Origin of the sequence: Caldicellulosiruptor obsidiansis OB47 (genome assembly GCF_000145215.1) — a bacterium.
Lineage (GTDB): Bacteria > Bacillota > Thermoanaerobacteria > Caldicellulosiruptorales > Caldicellulosiruptoraceae > Caldicellulosiruptor > Caldicellulosiruptor obsidiansis.
Window position 1 is genome coordinate 1420946 of sequence record NC_014392.1, and the last position, 19530, is coordinate 1440475.

Annotated in this window: 18 protein-coding genes; 2 read left to right on the top strand and 16 right to left on the bottom strand. The window is 35.3% G+C overall.

Features of this window, described 5'->3' with window-relative positions:
- Window positions 1–22 precede the first annotated feature (22 nt).
- From leuS to nadD, 5 genes are read right to left on the bottom strand one after another with little or no spacing between them, the layout of a single operon-like run.
- A complete protein-coding gene (leuS, locus tag COB47_RS06565) occupies window positions 23–2476 on the bottom strand; it encodes a leucine--tRNA ligase (protein WP_013290592.1) in 2454 nt (817 codons plus the stop codon).
- A 46-nt stretch (window positions 2477–2522) separates the two neighbouring features.
- Window positions 2523–2855: a ribosome silencing factor gene (gene rsfS, locus COB47_RS06570; protein ID WP_013290593.1), complete on the bottom strand. Its 333-nt coding sequence runs from the start codon at window positions 2853–2855 to the stop codon at window positions 2523–2525.
- Between the two features lie 22 nt (window positions 2856–2877).
- Window positions 2878–4089, bottom strand: coding sequence for an LCP family protein (locus COB47_RS06575; RefSeq protein WP_013290594.1), 1212 nt, complete (start codon window positions 4087–4089; stop codon window positions 2878–2880).
- A complete protein-coding gene (yqeK, locus tag COB47_RS06580) occupies window positions 4086–4664 on the bottom strand; it encodes a bis(5'-nucleosyl)-tetraphosphatase (symmetrical) YqeK (protein ID WP_013290595.1) in 579 nt (192 codons plus the stop codon). Before yqeK ends, COB47_RS06575 begins: the two co-directional genes overlap by 4 nt.
- On the bottom strand, window positions 4661–5251 hold the full coding sequence (gene nadD / locus COB47_RS06585) for a nicotinate (nicotinamide) nucleotide adenylyltransferase (protein ID WP_013290596.1): 591 nt from the start codon (window positions 5249–5251) through the stop codon (window positions 4661–4663). Before nadD ends, yqeK begins: the two co-directional genes overlap by 4 nt.
- A 149-nt stretch (window positions 5252–5400) precedes the next feature.
- On the opposite strand from nadD, the gene COB47_RS06590 reads away from it, so the two are divergent.
- Both COB47_RS06590 and argH read left to right on the top strand, forming a co-directional pair.
- Complete coding sequence (locus tag COB47_RS06590) at window positions 5401–6612, top strand: argininosuccinate synthase (RefSeq protein ID WP_013290597.1); 1212 nt, start codon at window positions 5401–5403, stop codon at window positions 6610–6612.
- Between the two features lies 1 nt (window position 6613).
- Window positions 6614–7990: an argininosuccinate lyase gene (gene argH, locus COB47_RS06595; protein ID WP_041742751.1), complete on the top strand. Its 1377-nt coding sequence runs from the start codon at window positions 6614–6616 to the stop codon at window positions 7988–7990.
- Window positions 7991–8101: 111 nt separating this feature from the next.
- Here argH and COB47_RS06600 read toward each other — a convergent pair whose 3' ends face one another.
- From COB47_RS06600 to COB47_RS06650, 11 genes are all read right to left on the bottom strand, one after another.
- Entirely contained in the window at window positions 8102–8704 is a 603-nt protein-coding gene (locus COB47_RS06600; RefSeq protein ID WP_013290599.1) for a 50S ribosomal protein L25/general stress protein Ctc, read from the bottom strand.
- Window positions 8705–8753: 49 nt separating this feature from the next.
- On the bottom strand, window positions 8754–9692 hold the full coding sequence (locus COB47_RS06605) for a YesL family protein (protein WP_013290600.1): 939 nt from the start codon (window positions 9690–9692) through the stop codon (window positions 8754–8756).
- A 14-nt stretch (window positions 9693–9706) separates the two neighbouring features.
- Complete coding sequence (locus COB47_RS06610) at window positions 9707–10213, bottom strand: CarD family transcriptional regulator (RefSeq protein ID WP_013290601.1); 507 nt, start codon at window positions 10211–10213, stop codon at window positions 9707–9709.
- An 82-nt stretch (window positions 10214–10295) separates the two neighbouring features.
- Entirely contained in the window at window positions 10296–11633 is a 1338-nt protein-coding gene (locus COB47_RS06615; RefSeq protein ID WP_013290602.1) for an LCP family protein, read from the bottom strand.
- A gap of 31 nt (window positions 11634–11664) precedes the next feature.
- Window positions 11665–12765, bottom strand: coding sequence for a glycosyltransferase family 4 protein (locus COB47_RS06620; RefSeq protein WP_013290603.1), 1101 nt, complete (start codon window positions 12763–12765; stop codon window positions 11665–11667).
- Window positions 12766–12767: 2 nt separating this feature from the next.
- The gene (locus tag COB47_RS06625) at window positions 12768–14051 is read right to left on the bottom strand and encodes an O-antigen ligase family protein (protein ID WP_013290604.1); all 1284 of its coding nucleotides are present in this window, start codon (window positions 14049–14051) and stop codon (window positions 12768–12770) included.
- Window positions 14035–15225 (bottom strand): O-antigen ligase family protein, encoded by a 1191-nt coding sequence (locus COB47_RS06630; protein WP_013290605.1) that lies wholly within the window; start codon window positions 15223–15225, stop codon window positions 14035–14037. Before COB47_RS06630 ends, COB47_RS06625 begins: the two co-directional genes overlap by 17 nt.
- Window positions 15191–15931 (bottom strand): acyltransferase, encoded by a 741-nt coding sequence (locus COB47_RS06635; RefSeq protein ID WP_013290606.1) that lies wholly within the window; start codon window positions 15929–15931, stop codon window positions 15191–15193. Before COB47_RS06635 ends, COB47_RS06630 begins: the two co-directional genes overlap by 35 nt.
- The gene (locus COB47_RS06640) at window positions 15928–17052 is read right to left on the bottom strand and encodes a Gfo/Idh/MocA family protein (RefSeq protein ID WP_013290607.1); all 1125 of its coding nucleotides are present in this window, start codon (window positions 17050–17052) and stop codon (window positions 15928–15930) included. Before COB47_RS06640 ends, COB47_RS06635 begins: the two co-directional genes overlap by 4 nt.
- Before the next feature lie 29 nt (window positions 17053–17081).
- Window positions 17082–18395, bottom strand: a complete 1314-nt coding sequence (locus COB47_RS06645; protein ID WP_013290608.1) for a nucleotide sugar dehydrogenase — start codon at window positions 18393–18395, stop codon at window positions 17082–17084.
- Window positions 18395–19504, bottom strand: a complete 1110-nt coding sequence (locus COB47_RS06650; RefSeq protein WP_013290609.1) for a DegT/DnrJ/EryC1/StrS family aminotransferase — start codon at window positions 19502–19504, stop codon at window positions 18395–18397. The genes COB47_RS06645 and COB47_RS06650 overlap by 1 nt, the downstream gene beginning before the upstream one ends.
- Window positions 19505–19530: the final 26 nt, after the last annotated feature.

Genomic DNA, 19530 nt, shown 5'->3' on the forward strand with positions numbered 1-19530 from the left:
TCTCAAAATGCCCTCTTTTATTTTATTTCACCACGATGTTAACAAGTCTATTTTTTACGTACACAAATTTCACAATTTCTTTTCCATCCAAAAGTGATTTCAGTTTTTGGTCATTCAAAACTGCCTGTTTTACTTCATCTTCGGTCATATCTACAGAGATATTCATCCTCGACCTCACCTTGCCATTTACCTGAATAGCAATCTCTACGTTCTTTCGAACAAGAGCAGCTTCATCATACTGTGGCCAGCTTACCTCTTCAATGTCCTCACCAAACCCCATAATCTCCCATAGCTCACATGCAATGTGAGGTGTAAATGGATAAATCAATATTAATAAATTCCTGAGTGTATCTATAATCAAATCTTTATTTAATTTTTCACTCTCCTTATACTCATACAAGAAATTTAAAAGTTCCATGATAGTACTGATAGCAGTGTTAAAGTTGAACCTCTCTCCTATATCCTCTGTGACCTTTTTAATTGTATAATTTAATCTATATCTTAGTTCATCGTCAAGTTCAGACTCACCAACAAGATTATCATCTGCAAGTTTATTTTTAAGTTCTATATAAAGTCTCCACAGCCTATTTAAAAACCTAAAACATCCTTCAACCCCTTGGTCTGACCACTCTAAATCTCTCTCTGGCGGTGCAGCAAAGAGTATAAACAGCCTTGCTGTGTCAGCTCCATACTTTTCTACTATGTCTTCAGGACTGACTATATTTCCAAGCGATTTTGACATCTTTGCTCCATCTTTTAACACCATGCCTTGCGTCAAGAGGTTCTTGAAAGGCTCTTCAAAAGGTACATAGCCAAGGTCATATAGCACCTTTGTAAAGAACCTCGAATATAGAAGATGCAATATAGCATGTTCAACCCCGCCAATATACTGGTCAACAGGAAGCCAGTAAGAAACAAGCGATTTTTCGAAAGGTTTTTGATCATTTTTGGGGTCTGTGTATCTAAAATAATACCACGAGGAACATATAAACGTGTCCATCGTATCAGTTTCTCTCTTTGCAGGTCTTCCGCACTTTGGACATGTGGTGTTAACAAACTCTTCACAGTAAGAAAGTGGTGACTGGCCTGTTGGTTTGAACTCAACATTGTAAGGTAGCAAAACAGGCAAATCTTCCTCAGGTACAGGAACAATCCCACATTCATCACAATATACAATAGGAATTGGAGCTCCCCAATAACGTTGCCTGGATATTAACCAGTCTCTGAGTTTATACGTTACGCATGCCCTGCCAAAACCTTTTTGTTCCAGGTACTGTGTTATCTTTTTCATAGCATCTGTGTTTTTAAGCCCATCAAAAATTCCAGAATTAATCAAAACACCCTCATCTTCATAAGCACTCTGAAGATTTTCAATGTCAACACCTTCACCTTTTATCACAACTTTAATAGGAAGATTATACTTTTTAGCAAACTCAAAGTCCCTCTGGTCATGAGCTGGAACACCCATTACAGCCCCTGTTCCATAATCAACCAGCACATAGTTTGCAATGTATATTGGCACTCTTTCACCTGTTAGAGGATGGATAGCATACCCACCAGTAAACCTTCCCTCTTTTTCTGTCTCTGTAGAAGTTCTTTCAATCTCATTTAGATATTGCATCTTTTCAATAAACTCAAGACACTCTTTCTCCTGAGGTTTTCCTGCTATTATCTCCTTTGTTAAAGGATGTTCTGGAGCCAAAACAAGGTATGTGACACCAAAAAGGGTATCAGGCCTTGTAGTAAACACTTTTATTTTCTTACCCAAGCCTTCAATTTCAAACTCAATCTCTGCACCTTCACTTCTTCCTATCCAGTTCTTCTGCATTATTTTTACTTTCTCTGGCCAACCATCAAGTTTTTCTATATCACGTAAAAGCCTTTCGGCATAGTTAGTAATCCTAAAAAACCACTGCTCTAAATCTTTTTTACCAACAAGTGATTTACATCTTTCACATCTTCCATTTACAACCTGTTCATTTGCAAGCACTGTCTCACAGGATGGACACCAGTTCACATATGACCTCTTTCTATAAGCAAGTCCAGCTTTATAAAACTGCAAGAACATCCACTGAGTCCATTTATAATAATCCGGATGACATGTAGCTACTTCTCTATCCCAATCATAGCTAATTCCAAGTTCTATAAGCTGCCTTTTCATATTCTCAATGTTTGACCATGTCCAATCAGAAGGGTGAATTCCGTGTTTTATAGCAGCATTTTCAGCGGGAAGACCAAACGCATCCCAACCCATCGGATGCAAAACGTTGTAGCCCTTTAACCTCATAAAACGTGCAAAAACATCACCAATTGAATAGTTTCTCACATGCCCCATATGAAGTTTTCCTGAAGGATATGGAAACATCTCAAGGACGTAATATTTTGGTTTTGGACTGTCCTCTGATACTTTGTATTTGTTCTGTGAAAACCATTTTTGCTGCCACTTCTTTTCAATCTCTTTAAAATTATATTCCATTTCTCATACCTCCATTGATTTTTTCATTTGAATCAGTTAGTTATTACTACAATGCTGCAATCTCAAGCTTTTGAGCATCTATCCATAATCGTTCAAGGTTATAAAATTCTCTCTCTTTTTCGTGGAAGATATGAAGAATTATATCGCCAAAATCTACAACAACCCATCTGAAACTCTCTTTGCCTTCAATTCTCAAAATATGCACTGGTTCTTTTTCTTCTATCTCATCCACAATGGCTTTCACGTGTTGAACATTCGAAGCACTGCATATAATAAAATAGTCTGCTATTATGGTTAGCTTTGAAATGTCCAAAACCACTATATCCTGAGCTTTTTTGTCAGATAAGAGTTTTACAATCTCATATATTTTTTGTTCCAATTTACTTTTTTCACCCCTTTTTTTATTTTACTTTAATATAAATATCATACTTTTCCTCATAGTCTGGTGAATAAACCACCTGAAAAGTTGAAAGATCAATGTCATTTCTTAATTGCTCAAAATATTTTCTGTTAATTCTCTTTAGTTCAATTGTAGCATTTTGAATACTCTTTTGACTCCCCAACCCAACATTTACATACCCTTTTGATTCAAGCTCGCTTTTGAGCAAAGCTGCCTTTTCGCTGCCACTTTCTCCTATCACTTTTATCTTTATATTTTCCTTTATTATCTCTGGTTCATTTAGATCCTCAATTAGTTGTTTGCTCTTTTCTTCATCCAATATATAGTAAGAAACATTATCAATATACTTAGGGTAGCCAGGCAGCACAGCTGTCATTATATTTTGGTTACTGAACTTACCTGCATTTTGGATAAACCAAACCATTTCATCTCTTGTAAAACTGTGATCCACGTATTTTGTAGCTGTCTGGATAATACTTGGAAGTTTTATAAGGTTTTGTGGTTTTAATACCTTCTCAATCAAAGCAAACACAAATTTTTTCTGCATCTCAATCCTACCCAAATCCCCGCCTCTGCCATACTCTTTGCCGTTTGAGTTGTGTCGCCAGCGCAAAAACTCAACTGCTTTTTCACCATCTAAATGCTGAAGACCGGCAGGGATATCTATAAAAAGCTCTTTGCCCGGTGTTGTATCTTTATAGTATAAATGGAAAGGAACTTCAACATCCACTCCACCAACTGCGTCAACAATTTTTTTGACCGCTTCATAATTTAGGGCAACGTATCTGTCAATTTTTATGCCCAGAAGATCTTCTACAGTTTTTATGGCCAGCTTTGACTTGCCATAGGCATATGCAGCATTGATTTTTGAATATCCTCTTATACCCTCTATCTTTACTCTTGTATCCCTTGGAATAGAAATAATAACTGGTTGGAAATCTTTCTGGATACGGACAAGCATTATGGTGTCTGACCTTCCACCTTCTTTTTCATCTCCTCCAAGAACTAAAATGTTCATTGGCAAATTATTCTCAAGCCCGTTTGTCTCAGTATTTGTAACCTTTTCAATGAGACTATTTATTATTGGCGGAAGTGTTTTTGTGTTTTTGTAATATAAAGCTGTAGCAAGAATAAGCAAAAATATAACTGCTACAGTAGCCAAAAAAGATGCCAAAAACATTTTTGCTTCTTTCTTGATTCGTATCTTCTTCACCTTACTTCCCCGCTTTCTCGTAATATAAGCCAATTTCTCGCATATATAGTATTGGGATGTATTAAACCTCCACATTCAATTACATACTTTAAAGTATTGTCCATGGCCATCACAACAGCTTTTTCTAAATCTTCAAATGATTTTTCCCTCAACCTATCTACATGTTCAAATTGTCTTGAAGGTTCAATCAAATCAGCCACATATATTATCTTTTCTAACTTTGACATATTTTCTCTTCCCGTTGTATGATATGCAATAGCATTTAAGATGTCAACATCTTCTATCCCAAAGAGCTGTCTTGCTAAATAGCTTCCAGCAGGACCGTGCAAAAGTTCTATTTGACTGCGCATAATGTTATCTATAACTATACCAGATTTCAAGGCACAATTCAACAACTGCTGCTTATCAAGGCACTTCGCAACATCATGAACAAGTCCTGCAATCATTGCTTTTTGCACATCTTCGCCAAACCTTTCAGCAAGCTTTACCGCATACTCCATTGTTCCAAGCGAATGCAGATACCTTTTTTCATCTAATATCTCTTTTAATTTATCTTTAATCTGCTCAATTTTCACCTTCTGTAAAGCCCCTTTCTTTTAATATATTCTTCCACCTTTGGATGAACCATATATCTTATACTTTTGTTCTGGCGAATTAGTTTTCTTATCTCTGTTGAAGATATATCAACAATAGGCATCTGAATCAAAGTAATCTCTTGAGCATATTTAGAAGAAAGCTTTTCTATTTCCTTTTTTATCGCACACAAATCTCTTTCTCGTGGAAGAACAATAAGAGAGTATCTTCTTAAAATCTCTTCTGCCTTGTACCAATTTACTATCTCTGAAAGATTGTCGCTTCCAATAATAAAACACACTCTTTCATAAATAGATGAAAAATACTTAAGCGTATCTATAGTCCAGCTTGGTCCACTTTTTTTGATTTCAAAGTCGCTTATATCAAAATATGGATTATCTTCTATTGAAATTTTTACCATTTCGAACCTGTCGCTCGCATCTGCTACATCTTCAATCTTGTGCGGAGGATGTCCATTGGGAACAAATACAACCTTTTGCACTTGTGAAAAATTCAAAACATATTGCGCCATAATTAAATGTCCAATATGAATGGGATTGAAAGTACCACCAAATAGAGCTACCCTCATACAAAAACTCCTTGAAAAATACGTTATATCTAAGATATTATAATAAAATAAATCCCTTTAAATCTCAAGAAAATTTGAATCGCCTCATTGCATAATTATTCATTTAGGTGTATAATTTTATAAAATCAATTATGAAGGGAGATAAGAGCATGAAACTTAACAAGGTAGTTTTAGCATATTCAGGCGGACTTGACACCTCAGTTATTATTCCCTGGCTCAAAGAAAACTTTAACTGTGAAGTAATTGCTGTTGTTGTTGATGTAGGACAGGAAGATGACTTTGAAACCATAAAAGAAAGAGCTTACAAGACGGGTGCTTCAAAGGTTTACATTGAAGATGCTAAAGAAGAGTTTGTGAATGAATATATATTCCCCACTTTGAAAGCTGGAGCTATTTATGAGGGCAAATATCTTCTTGGAACATCAATGGCAAGACCTTTAATTGCCAAGAAACTGGTCAATATCGCAAAAAAAGAAAACGCCGAGGCAATAGCACACGGTGCAACAGGAAAAGGAAACGACCAGGTAAGATTTGAAGTGACAATTAAAGCGCTTATGCCACAAATAAAGATAATAGCTCCTTGGCGAATATGGAATTTAAAATCGCGCGAGGATGAACTAAATTACCTTGCTCAAAAAGGCATAGATATTCCTTTCAAAAAAGAAGAAAGTTACAGTATGGACGGAAATATATGGCATCTTTCTCACGAGGGACTCGACTTAGAAGACCCTTGGAATATGCCTGACTTCGATAAGGTGTTAAAAATTACAAAAAATCCTCTTAAACTTGTTGACTCTCCAGAGACTGTGGAGATTGAATTTGAAAAAGGAATTCCTGTGAAGGTAAACGGGCAAAAAATGAATGGAGTTGAACTTTTGAAAACTTTGAACAAAATAGGGGCAAATCATGGAATTGGCATTGCGGATATAGTTGAAAACAGGCTTGTTGGAATGAAATCGCGCGGCGTGTATGAAACACCTGGCGGAACAATTCTTTATTATGCTCACAGGGAATTGGAATACCTCTGCCTTGACAGAGCTACTTTGCATTTCAAAGACATGATTGCAATTAGGTTTGCTGAACTTGTTTATGACGGGCTTTGGTTTTCACCGTTAAGAGAAGCACTCTCAGCATTTGTTGACAAAACCCAAGAAGTTGTAAATGGCACAGTAAAACTTGTGCTGTACAGAGGCAATATTTACTCTGCTGGTTCAAAATCACCAAACTCATTGTACATCAAAGACCTCGCAACATTTGAAGAAGACCAGATGTATAATCAAAAAGATGCAGAAGGATTTATTAACTTATTTGGCTTGCCTTTGAGAGTATTTGGAATGGTAAACAGAAAGGAGGATGAGTAAACTGAAGCTCTGGGAAGGCAGGTTCTCAAAGTCTACATCGCAGATTTTTGACCTTTTTAATGCTTCTATCATGACTGATATAAAACTCTTTGAATACGACATCCTTGGGTCTACTGCCCACGTTAAAATGCTTGCAAAGTGTAATATTATCCTTGAGGATGAGGCAAAACTTATCATAGATGCTCTCTATCAAATATTAGAAGACTTTAAATCAGGAAAAATCAAATATGAAATTTCTGATGAAGATGTACACATGCTTATTGAAAAAGAACTAATAAAAAGAATAGGAGAGGTTGGCAAAAAAGTCCACACAGCCAGAAGCAGAAACGACCAAGTTGTTCTTGACGAGAGATTATTCTGTCGTGAAAAGAATTTACATCTTCAAGAACTAATAAAAATGCTAATAAACACTATTGTAAACTTAGCTGAAGAAAATATTGATGTAATTATGCCAGGGTTTACTCATCTGCAAAAGGCTCAGCCCATACTTTTTTCTCACTACATTCTTGCATATGCCCAAATGCTAAAAAGAGATTTGTTAAGATTAAGACAAAACTACAGCATAATAAACATCAGTCCTCTTGGCAGTGCTGCTTTGGCAGGGACCACATTTGATATAGACAGATTTTTTGTGGCAAATGAACTTGGTTTTGAGAGCGTGACAGAGAACAGTATTGACACTGTCTCTGAAAGGGATTTTGTTCTTGATATGTTATTTTCACTTGCCATGATTCAGATGCATTTGTCACGACTTGCAGAAGATTTTATTATTTTTAATACTGATGAATTTAAATTTATTGAACTTGACGATAGTTTCTGCTCAGGCAGCAGCATCATGCCTCAAAAGAAAAATCCGGACGCTTTAGAGTTAATCCGCGGCAAGACAGGAAGAGTATATGCAAACTTGATTGGACTTTTAACAGTACTAAAAGGTCTGCCTCTTTCATACAACAAGGATTTGCAGGAAGACAAAGAATTTTTATTTGATTCCATCGAAACAGTAGAAATGAGCTTAGTAATAATAAATGAAATACTCAAAACTCTCAAAGTTAACAAAGAAAATATGGCAATATCGTGCAAATCTGGATTTATCAATGCAACAGACCTTGCAGATTACTTAGTTACAAAAGGAGTAGCTTTTAGAGATGCCCACTTTATTGTAGGAAACATTGTAAAGTACTGTATTGAAAGTAGCAAAACATTGGAAGACTTATCGTTAGAGGAATATAAAAGATTCTGTGAGAAGATTCGGGAGGATGTGTATCAATATATAAAGATTGAAACCTGCGTAAACCGGAGAAAAAGCTATGGCGGAACTTCGCTGGAGAGTGTAAAAAGGCAAATTGATAATCTAAAAAAATTTTTGAAATCATTATAAATAATATGGTATAAAAAAGAATAAAGGGGCTGTCCAGATACCTGAAAAAGCCCCTTTATTTTTTTGTATTGCTGATTTTTGTAGTTTATACTTTCACTTTTCTTTTTTACTTCATCCGTTTGAAGAAGTCTCTTCTTTCTTCTCCTCAGCCTCTGCTTCTTCTGTAATTTCACTTACGTCAATTACTGCAACAACCTCATCTAAATCTTCTGTTATTTTGATTCCCTCTGGAAGTTTTATATCTCTCAACTTTATAGCTGTAGGCTTTTCATAGCCCATCAAGTCAATTACCAAATGCTCTGGAATATCCTTAGGAAGCCCTTCTATTTCTACTGTGTCCATCTGTCTTTGAAGCACAAGTCCTCTTGATTTCAAAATCTCTGCGTTCTCAAATATAATTGGCACCTCAACATAGATAGGCTTGTTTTCAGAAAGTATTTGAAAATCCACATGAATTATATTCCCTTTTGTATAATGTGTCTGAACCTCTTTTATAAGAGCAGTTCTCTCTTTCCCATCAATTGAAATCTTTATCTTACCGGCCAAACCTTTTTGATGATATAATTTTTCAAACTCCTTTTTAGAAACATACCCAGGAAGGCTCTTTATGTCATCACCATACGCAACAGCAGGGATGTATCCTTCTTTTCTGAGTTTGTTTAAATTGCTCTTTGTAAATACGTCCCTTCTGTTGTAGACAAGTACTGGTTCCATAAAGAAACAACCTCCCTTCGCATATTAAATTTTTGCGCAGTATTATATATTATACACTATCTTTGCTGTGACTGTCATCATCTTTGTCGGAAGAAAGTTCAGTATTTTCTTGACTTTCATGCTGCTCTTCATTTTCCTTTTGGGGATTGAGATATATTCCAAAGATATAGTTTGTGTAGAAATTTTGGGCAAGCCCAATTATGCTCACCCATATCAAGGGATAAAGAAGTAGCACCGGTATAAATCGTGTCACAAATAAAAGTAGGAAAGGAAGCAGCCATACTGTTGCCAACAACAAAAACATTCCGATAGTATGAGGAAGTTTTAAAATGGTGAAGATAAAAGCATTTTTATAAATGTGTCTCACTTTCAGGTTGTATGTTACCATCATGGGATAGATATATATGTGCATCATGAAATAGATAAAAAGTGTAAATACCAAAAAGTACTTTATAATTCCTACACTGGGATATTTAAGACTTTGAACTGAATAAAATCGTATAGCTACAGAAAATATCCACAACACCAACAAATCTGTTATAAAACTTATTATTCCTTCTTTGAGGTTCTTTTTTGTATGTTCAAAAAAATCACTTGTAACCCACGCATGTTCTTCCCTTGCAAAGTTCCTCACAATATACGTAAAACCTGCAGTTGTTGGTCCTATACCAAACACCATAAATCCACTTAAAAGTGTCAAGCCGAAAGCTGTCATCAAAAAACCTTGAAGTGACTGAATATCTTTTATGTTTCCAGCTCCTTTTGTTGCAGACTGGATAATAGGAGCTATATAATTGCCAATTATAAAGTAGAGCAATATTAATATTGGTAATGAAACAAGAAAGTATAAAATATTTAACCAGCACAGTTTCCAAAACTTTCTCGCAAGTACTTCAAAAAATACTATAAACTTTGATTTTGGAGGCTCGTTTTCTGGTACACCCGGCCCAGGCTTTGTATAATCAAAGAATCCAAAAAATCCTGCCACCAAAAACTTCCCCCTTACTCTGCCGTCTCAAGCTCAAATAAAATACTGTCAACTATCCTCTCAACTTCTTCCATGTCAAGACCTTTCGCAAGTCCAAGCTCACTTACTAAAATCTGTTTTGCAGTGTTGAACATCATCTTTTCGTTTGTCGAAAGTCCTTTTATTTTTTCTCTCATTGCAAGCATCTTTAAAACTTCTACAACGCAGTAAATATTTCCGCTCTTTAGCTTTTGCTGATTTTCTCTTATTCGCTTGTTATAATTTCCACAGCTGTTTATGTCAACCTTAAAACTGTTGTCTTTCAAAAGTTCAAATACCCTGTTTGCTTCCTCTTCAGAAATCACGTTCCGAATACCAATCTCTGATGCGCTTTTGACAGGCACCAGTACCTTCATTCCATTGTACAATATTTTTACCACATAATATTTCTGAACACTATCGAAAACCTTCTCCTCAACTATCTCAACTATCCTGCCTGCTCCATGCAAAGGGTGTATTATAGTATCTCCTACCTTATACATTCATTGCCACCCCATGCTATCTTACAATAACTTTACATAAATAAAGTATATCCAATTTAAAAGTTTTTGTCAAAAATTCTTACTACCTGCCCTCACTATAAACATTTGTATTTACATCTGAGTTTGTAGAGGGTGAAGAATCACTTTGGACTGCTGAAGTCTGACCTTGATTTTTGTACAAGCTATCTTGAGTATTTTCGGGTGGCAAAGTTTGCTGACTTTCCAGTGCTTGCGAAGATTGCTGGGTCTGGGCAGTAGTATTCCCAGTTGAAGGATTATCTGAATTTTGTGCAGGCAAGGAAGTATCAATTGAACTACTTTGCTGAGTTTGCTCTTCTGTTGTTTTCTGGTGTCCTTGGCTTGTAGTCTGTAAACTTTGCTTTACAGTTTTTGGGGAAGAATTACTGGTCTTATGTTTTACAATTCGCGGTGTATATTTAAATCTTTCAGGAAGCTGAAGGTCTATTTCAATGTCATAGCCAAGAAGGTCCTTTACAAGCTTTTTTATCCCTTCATAATCTGGTTTCCAGTAGCTCACTCCGGCATAGTTAAAATAAGTGCCAGGAATACTCTCAAATATCATATCTTCTTTGTTCATGCTCTGGGCAAAATAAGCAAGCGATGTTATCTGCTGAAGAGAAAGATTGGTAAAAAAGTGTTTTCTTATCTTCCAATATATTTCTGGCAGTTTTATTATCTTATTACTTTCTTTAAGCTGCTGAAAAACCGAAAGAATTAGCTCTTTATCTCTTTTTATCCTGTCTATGTCACCACCAGGAGTTTTTCTCCAAAGCGCATAATAAAGAGTTTCTATGCCATTCAGTTTCTGATACCCCGGTTTTAAATCAATGTCCACCCACTTTGTTTTTACCCTCACTGGTACCTCAACATTGACATAAACACCGCCCAATATGTTTACAACCTTTCTTATAGCATCAAGGTCAAATCCAACGTAATAATCAACCGGCATCCCACCCAAGAGTTTGCTCACAGTTTCCATTGTATATATAAAACCTTCTTTTTTCTCTCCTCCTCCATAACCAAATGCACTGTTAATCTTGTCCCATTTTTCAACTTTGTATATTTGCGTAAGTGTATCTCTTGGAATAGAAATTCCTTTAACTTTTTTATCTTTGAAATTAATGTTTATAAACAAAATTGTGTCTGTTCGGTGCATATCGTACAATGTTCTGTTGCTTGCCTTGTCAAGTCCCACAATCAAAATGTTCACACTACTGTCATCAAAAGGATACTTTAAAGAGGAGATTTTAGATGTTTGCGTTTTTTTTGTGAAAACCTTCTCAATATGTTTTGCATCAATAACAAAAACCTTGTAAATGTACCCACCCACAGCTACACATATAAGCAAAATTGAAATTATAATTGAAATCACAATCTTTTTATTTCTTGTCCTTTCCATACCAATCTTGTTTCTCCTTCCCCGCACTTTTTCAATACTCTACAATTCTTTCGTAAAATTGAAAAAGTTTTTTCTCCTCTTTTGCCCAGTTGTACTTTTCCATAAATGCCTTATGACCATTTAAACCTTTCTTTATTATCTGGTCTCTGTTGTTGTAAAAAAACAATATAGCTTGACAGATAGACTGAATATCTGTAGGGTCAACTAAAACACCACAGTCTGCTTCTTCAACTATTCTTCTCCAAAGTTCAAAATCTGAAGCAATAACAGCTACCTTTGCAGCCATGTATTCAAAAAGTTTCAAAGGAAGTGAAGTTTTATACCGCGAAAGAGGCAAAAGCGTTACAAACCCAACATGTGCATTTTTTAAAATTCCAGGAATATCTTTTTTAGGAACTCTCCCCCATATCTTTATTTTTTCATCTTCGTATTTCTTTATCTCTTCAAAGTATTTTTGATTTTCAGCAGGACCAACAATGTCTAATCTTATGTCAAGTTCATGCAAACTTTTCACTGCTAAGATCAAGTTTGTTATTCCTCTGTTTTGCGAAACGCTTCCTATATATATGAGGTTTAAGGTTCCATCAACAGTGTCATCTTTTTCTTCCAAAAATGTCTCAGCAACAGGATAATTTTTGATAACCTCCTTGTTCTTGCAATTAAATTTTAAATATATGTCTTCTGTAACAGTCACAACACCGTCTAAAAGTCTGCTTATAGTTTTTTCGGCAAGATTAAAAAGTATTGAAAACAGCATGGTAAACGGCCCTGGAAAATATCTTCTGTCTTTGAAAGCCAAAGGATAGTCCTCATGCACGTCATATATCACTTTTTTCTTTAAGAAAAACTTAAAGTACAAGGATAAAACCAAAAGGTCAGGGTCATGAAAGTGAATGATGTCAGGTTTAAATTCCTTAATTATCTTTATGATTTTTAAATAATTTTTATATCTTCTTGAGCGGGGTAATTTTGGAAGTCCAAAAATCTTTATTTGGTCCACTTCAAAAAATTGCTTGTCTGCAACAGCACATAGGGCTGTTTCATACTTTTTCGAAAGACTCTTGGTTATCTTGTTGAACACTCTTTCATCATCCCATGGATGGGCAGAAGATAAAACCAGCACCTTTTTCAAACTCAATACTCTCCTTCTTCTTTTTTTGACTTTGCTAAAACAAACAGCGAAAGTGCAAATACAAACCACATTATCCTCATCTCAATCATCTTTGATGAACTTATGCTTGATATAAAAAAGGCAGAAATAGAGCTTATTAAAGGGATTGTTGGTAGGTTTAAAGTATTACTGCTCTTTTTTATTTTAAAAAGATTGTAAAGTATATAGACTATCCAAATAAGATACAAGATGAATATTATCACGCCGTAACACACAAGAACATCCAAAAACCAATTATGAAGTTCAACATTTACAGTATACTGTTTTACCTTTTCCATCAAAACCCTGCTGTTGCCTGAACCAACTCCAAAAAAGAGATAGTCATACAAAAACGAAAGACCATACACAATCAAAAGTTCTCGCCGCACATTAGATGAAAGATAAGCCTGGGAAAAATCAACAAGCGAAGAAATCTGAATTTTTATCATTTCAACTGCCTTATTAAACGCTCCAAAGTCCAGTCTAAAACCTGTTATAAGCATTAAAAAAAATAAAAATATAGCCCCATACTGTAGAAGACTCTTTTTCTGGTCTTTACCAGCTAATAGAAAATAAATAAACAAAGCTAACAAAAATCCTATGTAATTTGCTCTGCTTGTGGTAAGAATCAAAAGTGGGATAGCCAAAACTGCGCCTAAAAAGGCTGCCCACTTTTTGAAAAAATTATTATCACTCTTGTTTACCGCAACAGCTAAAATAAAAGGCAAATATAAAACTAAATAAGTTGCAAAATCGTTTGGATTTGCAAAAAAGGTTGAAGGAGTTCTATGAAGATTATATAAAGGTACCTTAGATGTCCACAAATGTTTGTCAGTCACTACTTCTAAATAGCCTACAGCAAGATGGATTATAAATGAAATCAATATTATTTTTTCAAAAACATCCCATCTAAGATATTTTGAGTAATACATAAATATCAATATCACAAATATATTGATTGTTAAAAAAATCTGGTCCCTCACTGCACTTTTTACATTCTGAGCCCATAAAAAACTTAAAAGTGAGTAGGCACACCACCCTATTAGAAAAAAAGTCGAAAAGTTAAGAAAACTTTTCAGCTCAATCCCATTTAACATCAAGTCAATAAAAATGAAAAAAAACAAAAATGCCAAAAATATTCTATATGCAAAAAGGTAGCTCAACTTTGGATACGCAAGCGTACTTCCAAAAAAACCACTCAAAAAGGTCAAGTACAAAATAGCTGGAATAACCTGCTGCTTCAATCTAACTCTAAATGCATTCTCCATCTGTAGCTCTCCACCTTTTAAATCTGTAAATAGGCAAGAAAAGATAAAATGTATATAACATGTTAATTAACAGCATCCTACTATTTGTAATTTCAGCCATATCAAACATCTGAAAAATGGTTATAAGAATAAATCCAATAAGAATATTTCTATCATATTCTTCTTTGTGTTTAAAAAAATTATATGCAGAAAGAAAAACCGAAAAATAAACTATAAAAACCAAAATCATATATCCTATTATACCATATTCAATGAGGGTATTTAAAAACAAATTATGTGCCGAGTGAAGTGCAACTATACCCGGCGCTTTTAATTTTCTAAAAAATAATTCAAATTGACCTGCTCCTATTCCTTCGAACAAGCTTTTGTGTGAAAAATATCTTAAGACAAACTCAATTACAAAAACTCTCTGCCCCACAGCTGTCTTAGGATTTGTTATATCATTTAGTTTTGGAATTCTGTAAAGAATTTTAGGTAGAAAAATAGTCACTATACCAGTCAGTGCCAAGAAAACTGGTAAGATATTTTTTCTAATAAGGTAAATATTTATAAGAAGAAACTCAAATATATATACTACAAACCCTGTCCTTGACCCAGAAAGTAAGATTTCTATAAATATTAAAAGTGATAACAAAAGTTTTGACTTTTCGTCTTCTAACTTGTTTATCACAAGCGGATAAACCATAACTAAAAAAAACGCAAATATATTTGGATTAAAAAAGATTGAAATAGTTCTCTCTCTAAAACTTTTGAAAGCTATATAGTATAAAAATTCAAAAATACATACAACTGAAGCAATTGCTAATAAAAACAACCATATTTTTTCTGTTTTCAAAATGCAATCTTCGTTACATGAAATGAGGAAGATATAAAATATTGCTGGGAATACAAAAGCATTTATTACACCTATAATAGCCTTGTCCTTGTCTAAACTGACATTTAGTAACAAGAGAGAAATCAATGCAAGGCCCACATAAAAAAACATAGGAACAAAATTCAAAATGTCAAATTTTATTTTCAGTTTATAGACATAAAAGGCTGTAAAAAATACCACCAAGAAGAACAAATATACAGGAAAATACGAATATCTAACAAATTGCATAGTAGCAGCAGCACCTACAGCAAGCAAAAATTCATACTTATTGGTTTTCAAGTAACTGATCAGCCGGCACATCTTTTATCTCCCTTGCAGGATTTCCCACAACAATCTTTCTTGGCATGACATCTTTTGTAACAACACTACCGGCACCTACAAACCCTTCTTCTCCAATAACCTTGCCGGGAAGCACAGTTGCATTTGCACCTATCCTGCCACCTCGTTTCACTGTAACACCTTTGAAATACTTTGCCCTGTCCTTCCCTCTTCCCGCAAAATTATCGTTTGAGGTAACAACACACGGTGCAATAAACGCCCAATCTTCAATCTCTGAAAGAGCAGTGATATATGCATTTGTCTCTATTTTGCAATAGCTTCCAATAATTGTTTTGTTTTCTATGCTAACACCACGACCTATAATGGTGTATTCACCAATACTTACATTTTCTCTTATTGTCACAAGATCAGCTATAAAGACATTGTCTGAAATAAAAGCACCTCTATAGATTATGCTATTTGCTCCAATCTTGACGTTGTTGCCTATTTTAGCGGGTGGAAGAACAATTTCTTCTGTGGTTTTGCTCGCAATAGCCTTTTGAGGAGATTTTCCTATAATTGTCCCATCAGAAATTTCGACATTGTCTCCTATAATGCTTCCTTTTTTTATAATTACGTTGTGACCAATCTTGCATCCGCTACCTATCTTAACATCATCTTCTATCACAACAAAATAGCCCATTTCAACGTCTTCAGCTATTTTTGCTTTCTCACTTATAAATCTCATCTTACTAATCTCTGCCTTTCATAACTGTTTTTCATATTCATTGTTGAAAAGTTGGTAACAGGCAGTTTTACAGGTCTTTTCTCAATTGCTGATTTATAAATACCCAAGATTATCTCAAGCGACTTTTTACCTTCCTCTCCAGTTACCAGTGGATTCCGTCCGCTTTTGATGGCTTCAATAACATCCCTGAAAAGAGGAGTGTGACCAAACCCGTATACATTGTCTGGATTTTCGGCAAACTTTTCTAAAGCCTCTTTTTCATCCTCATCAGGCACACGCCACACAACAATTCTGTTAACCGATGTACCACCAAGCACTGCTGTGCCTGTTTGACCAAATACGCTGAGCGTCTCTTCCAAATTTGAAGGCCAAACACATGTAGTCCCTTCAACAATTCCTCTTGCCCCACTTTTGAATTTCAAGATAGCAAATCCTGTATCTTCTGCTTCAATCGGTCTTAAAAATGTTTCTATATCACCATAAATCTCGTCAACCTCAGAACCTATTATCCATTGTAAAAGGTCAATGTTGTGGGTACATTGGTTCATAAGCGCACCACCATCTTGTTCCCATGTGCCTCTCCAGCTATCTTGTCTGTAGTATTCATTGTTTCTATTCCATCTAATACTTGCAACAGCGTACAGTATCTTGCCGAATTTGCCACTGTCGATGGTACTTTTAAGTTTTTGCACACTTTTATTAAACCTGTTTTGCAGACATACACCAAGTACTTTTTTCTTTTCTCTTGCTTTTTTAATCATCAAATCTGCATCTTCTATTGAAAGTGCCATGGGCTTTTCTACAATCACATGCTTGTTAAAATCCAAAGCAACAAGTGTCTGCTCAGCATGGCATCCACTGTATGTTGCTATGTCAACTACGTCACATTCTTGATCTTTTAACATCTTTATATAATCGGTGTATATGGGTATATCCTTTTTTATTTCAATTCCTTTGGTTGCAAGCAGTTCATAATACTTTCGTCTTGTCCTCAAAGCTTTCTGGCTATCTAAGTCACAAAATCCCACAACCTCAAGCTGGTCATAGTTGTTGGCATAAGCCTCAGCATGTTTGAATGATATTCTCCCACATCCAACAAGACAGATTTTTAACTTTTCCATGTAACAAATCCTCCGTTACCTTGTATTTTTTATAGTTTATAAACCTTGTCTGATTTTATGCCTTTTGTTGCGTTTCTTGTATCAAAAATGAGGTTAGCATTCTCTACGATAAACTTATAATCATATTTTGAGTGGTCTGTTGTGATAACAACTATATCATACTCTTTGAGCGACTCTGCTGTAAAATCTACCGAGAAATATTGTTTGCCATTATAAGTAAAACTCGGTACATATGGGTCATTGTATTCTATCTCTGCATTCTCTTTTTCAAAAATCTCGATAATCTTCAAAGCAGGTGACTCTCTTATATCATCAATATCTTTTTTGTATGCCACGCCTAAAATTAAAATTTTTGAGCCGTTCAAAGGTTTCTTGAATTTGTTGAGGATTTTCATAACTCTTTCAACCACGTACTCTGGCATATAGTTGTTTATCTCACCAGCTATCTCAATGAGCCTTGTATGATAATCATATTCACGCGCTTTCCAAGTAAGATAAAACGGGTCAATCGGTATGCAATGACCACCAAGCCCAGGTCCAGGATAAAATGCCATAAATCCATATGGTTTTGTCTTTGCTGCTTCAATGACCTCCCAAATATCAATGTTCATCCTTTCGCACAAAATAGCCATTTCGTTTATAAGGGCAATGTTTATATTTCTGAAGGTATTTTCTAAAATCTTTTCCATTTCTGCAACTCGTGGAGAACTAACCTTGAATACCTCTCCTTCTAACACATTCTCGTAAAGCCTTGCAGCTATCTCAGTACATGCTTTTGTCACACCGCCTACAACCTTTGGTGTGTTCTTTGTGTTATACACCTTGTTGCCCGGGTCAACTCTTTCAGGTGAAAAAGCTAAGAAGAAATCCTCACCGCATTTTAGCCCACTTTCTTCCAAGATAGGTTTTACCACTTCTTCAGTTGTCCCTGGATATGTAGTACTCTCTAAAACAACCAACATCCCTCTGTGAAGGTATTTTGCAATCTCCCTTGTAGAATTTACAACGTACGAAATGTCTGGCTGTTTGTATTTATCAAGTGGAGTGGGAACACATATAGCAACAGCATCAACATCACTAATTTTGCTGTAGTCAGTTGTGGCAAAGATTCTACCTTCCTTTACAAGATCAGCAAGTTCTTTGTCCACAACATCGCCTATATAATTTTGGCCTCTGTTTACCATGTCAACTCTCTTTTGCTGTATATCAAAACCAATAACCTTGTACCCTGCTTTTGCCTTTTCGACAGCAAGCGGAAGTCCTACATATCCAAGCCCTACAACTCCAATAACTGCTGTTTTGTTCTCAATCTTCTCAAGAAGTTTTTGTGCAATTTCATTCATTATAAACTCCCTCCAAATTGATTTATTGAAGTTGTTATATACTCTATCTCTTCATCTGTTAGTTCAGGAAACATTGGAATTGCAAATGATTTTTTGCAAAGCCTTTCAGCAACTTCAAAATCACCTTCTTTATATCCCAAAAAGCTCAAGGCTTTAGTTAAATGTAGTGGTACAGGATAATATATACCTGTTGCAATTCCTTTCTGGGCTAAATATTCCATTATAAGCTCTCTTTTTTCATGTTGTAGAACATACAGATGATATATGTGTCCAAACTCATAATTATTACTTTTTTTGGGAGTAACAAGTCCATCAAGCTTAAGCTCTGTAGAAAACTTTTGAGCTATTTCTATTCTTCTTTTATTCCAATTATCAATATATTTGAGTTTAACGAGAAGTATCGCAGCCTGCACTTCGTCAAGCCTGCTGTTAAATCCTATCATCTCATTGAAATACTTCTTTTTAGAACCATGTTGTCTGAGCATCCTTGCTCTTTCCGCAATCTCGTCAGAATCTGTTACAATCAGACCACCGTCACCAAACCCGCCTAAGTTCTTTGTAGGAAAGAACGAAAAACATCCCACATCTCCAATTGTACCTGCTTTTTTTCCTTCAAATTCAGCACCAAATGCCTGGCAGGCATCTTCGATAATATACAAGTTATACTTTTTGGCAATTTGTACTATTTTCTTCATGTCGCACACTTGACCAAATATATGGACAGGAATAATAGCTTTCGTTTTCTCCGAAATCTTTTCTTCTATCTTTTCAGGGTCTATGTTGTACGATAAAGGCTCAATGTCAACAAAAACGGGTTTGGCACCCACCCTCACTATTGCCTCAGCTGTTGCAAAAAAGGTAAAAGGAGTGGTTATAACCTCATCACCTTTTCCTATACCAAGGCTTTCAAGTGCTATAACAAGGGCGTCTGTACCATTTCCAACACCTATAGCATGCTTTACATTTAGATATTCTGCACACTTTTTCTCAAACTCTGTAACTTTTGGTCCCAAAATATACTTTCCGCTTTCAAAGACTTCTTTCACACTTTCTATTATTTCCTGTGAAATACTTTTGTACTGTCTTTTCAAATCAATAAGCGAGATCATTTTTAAGCCCTCATCTCCATTCTGAT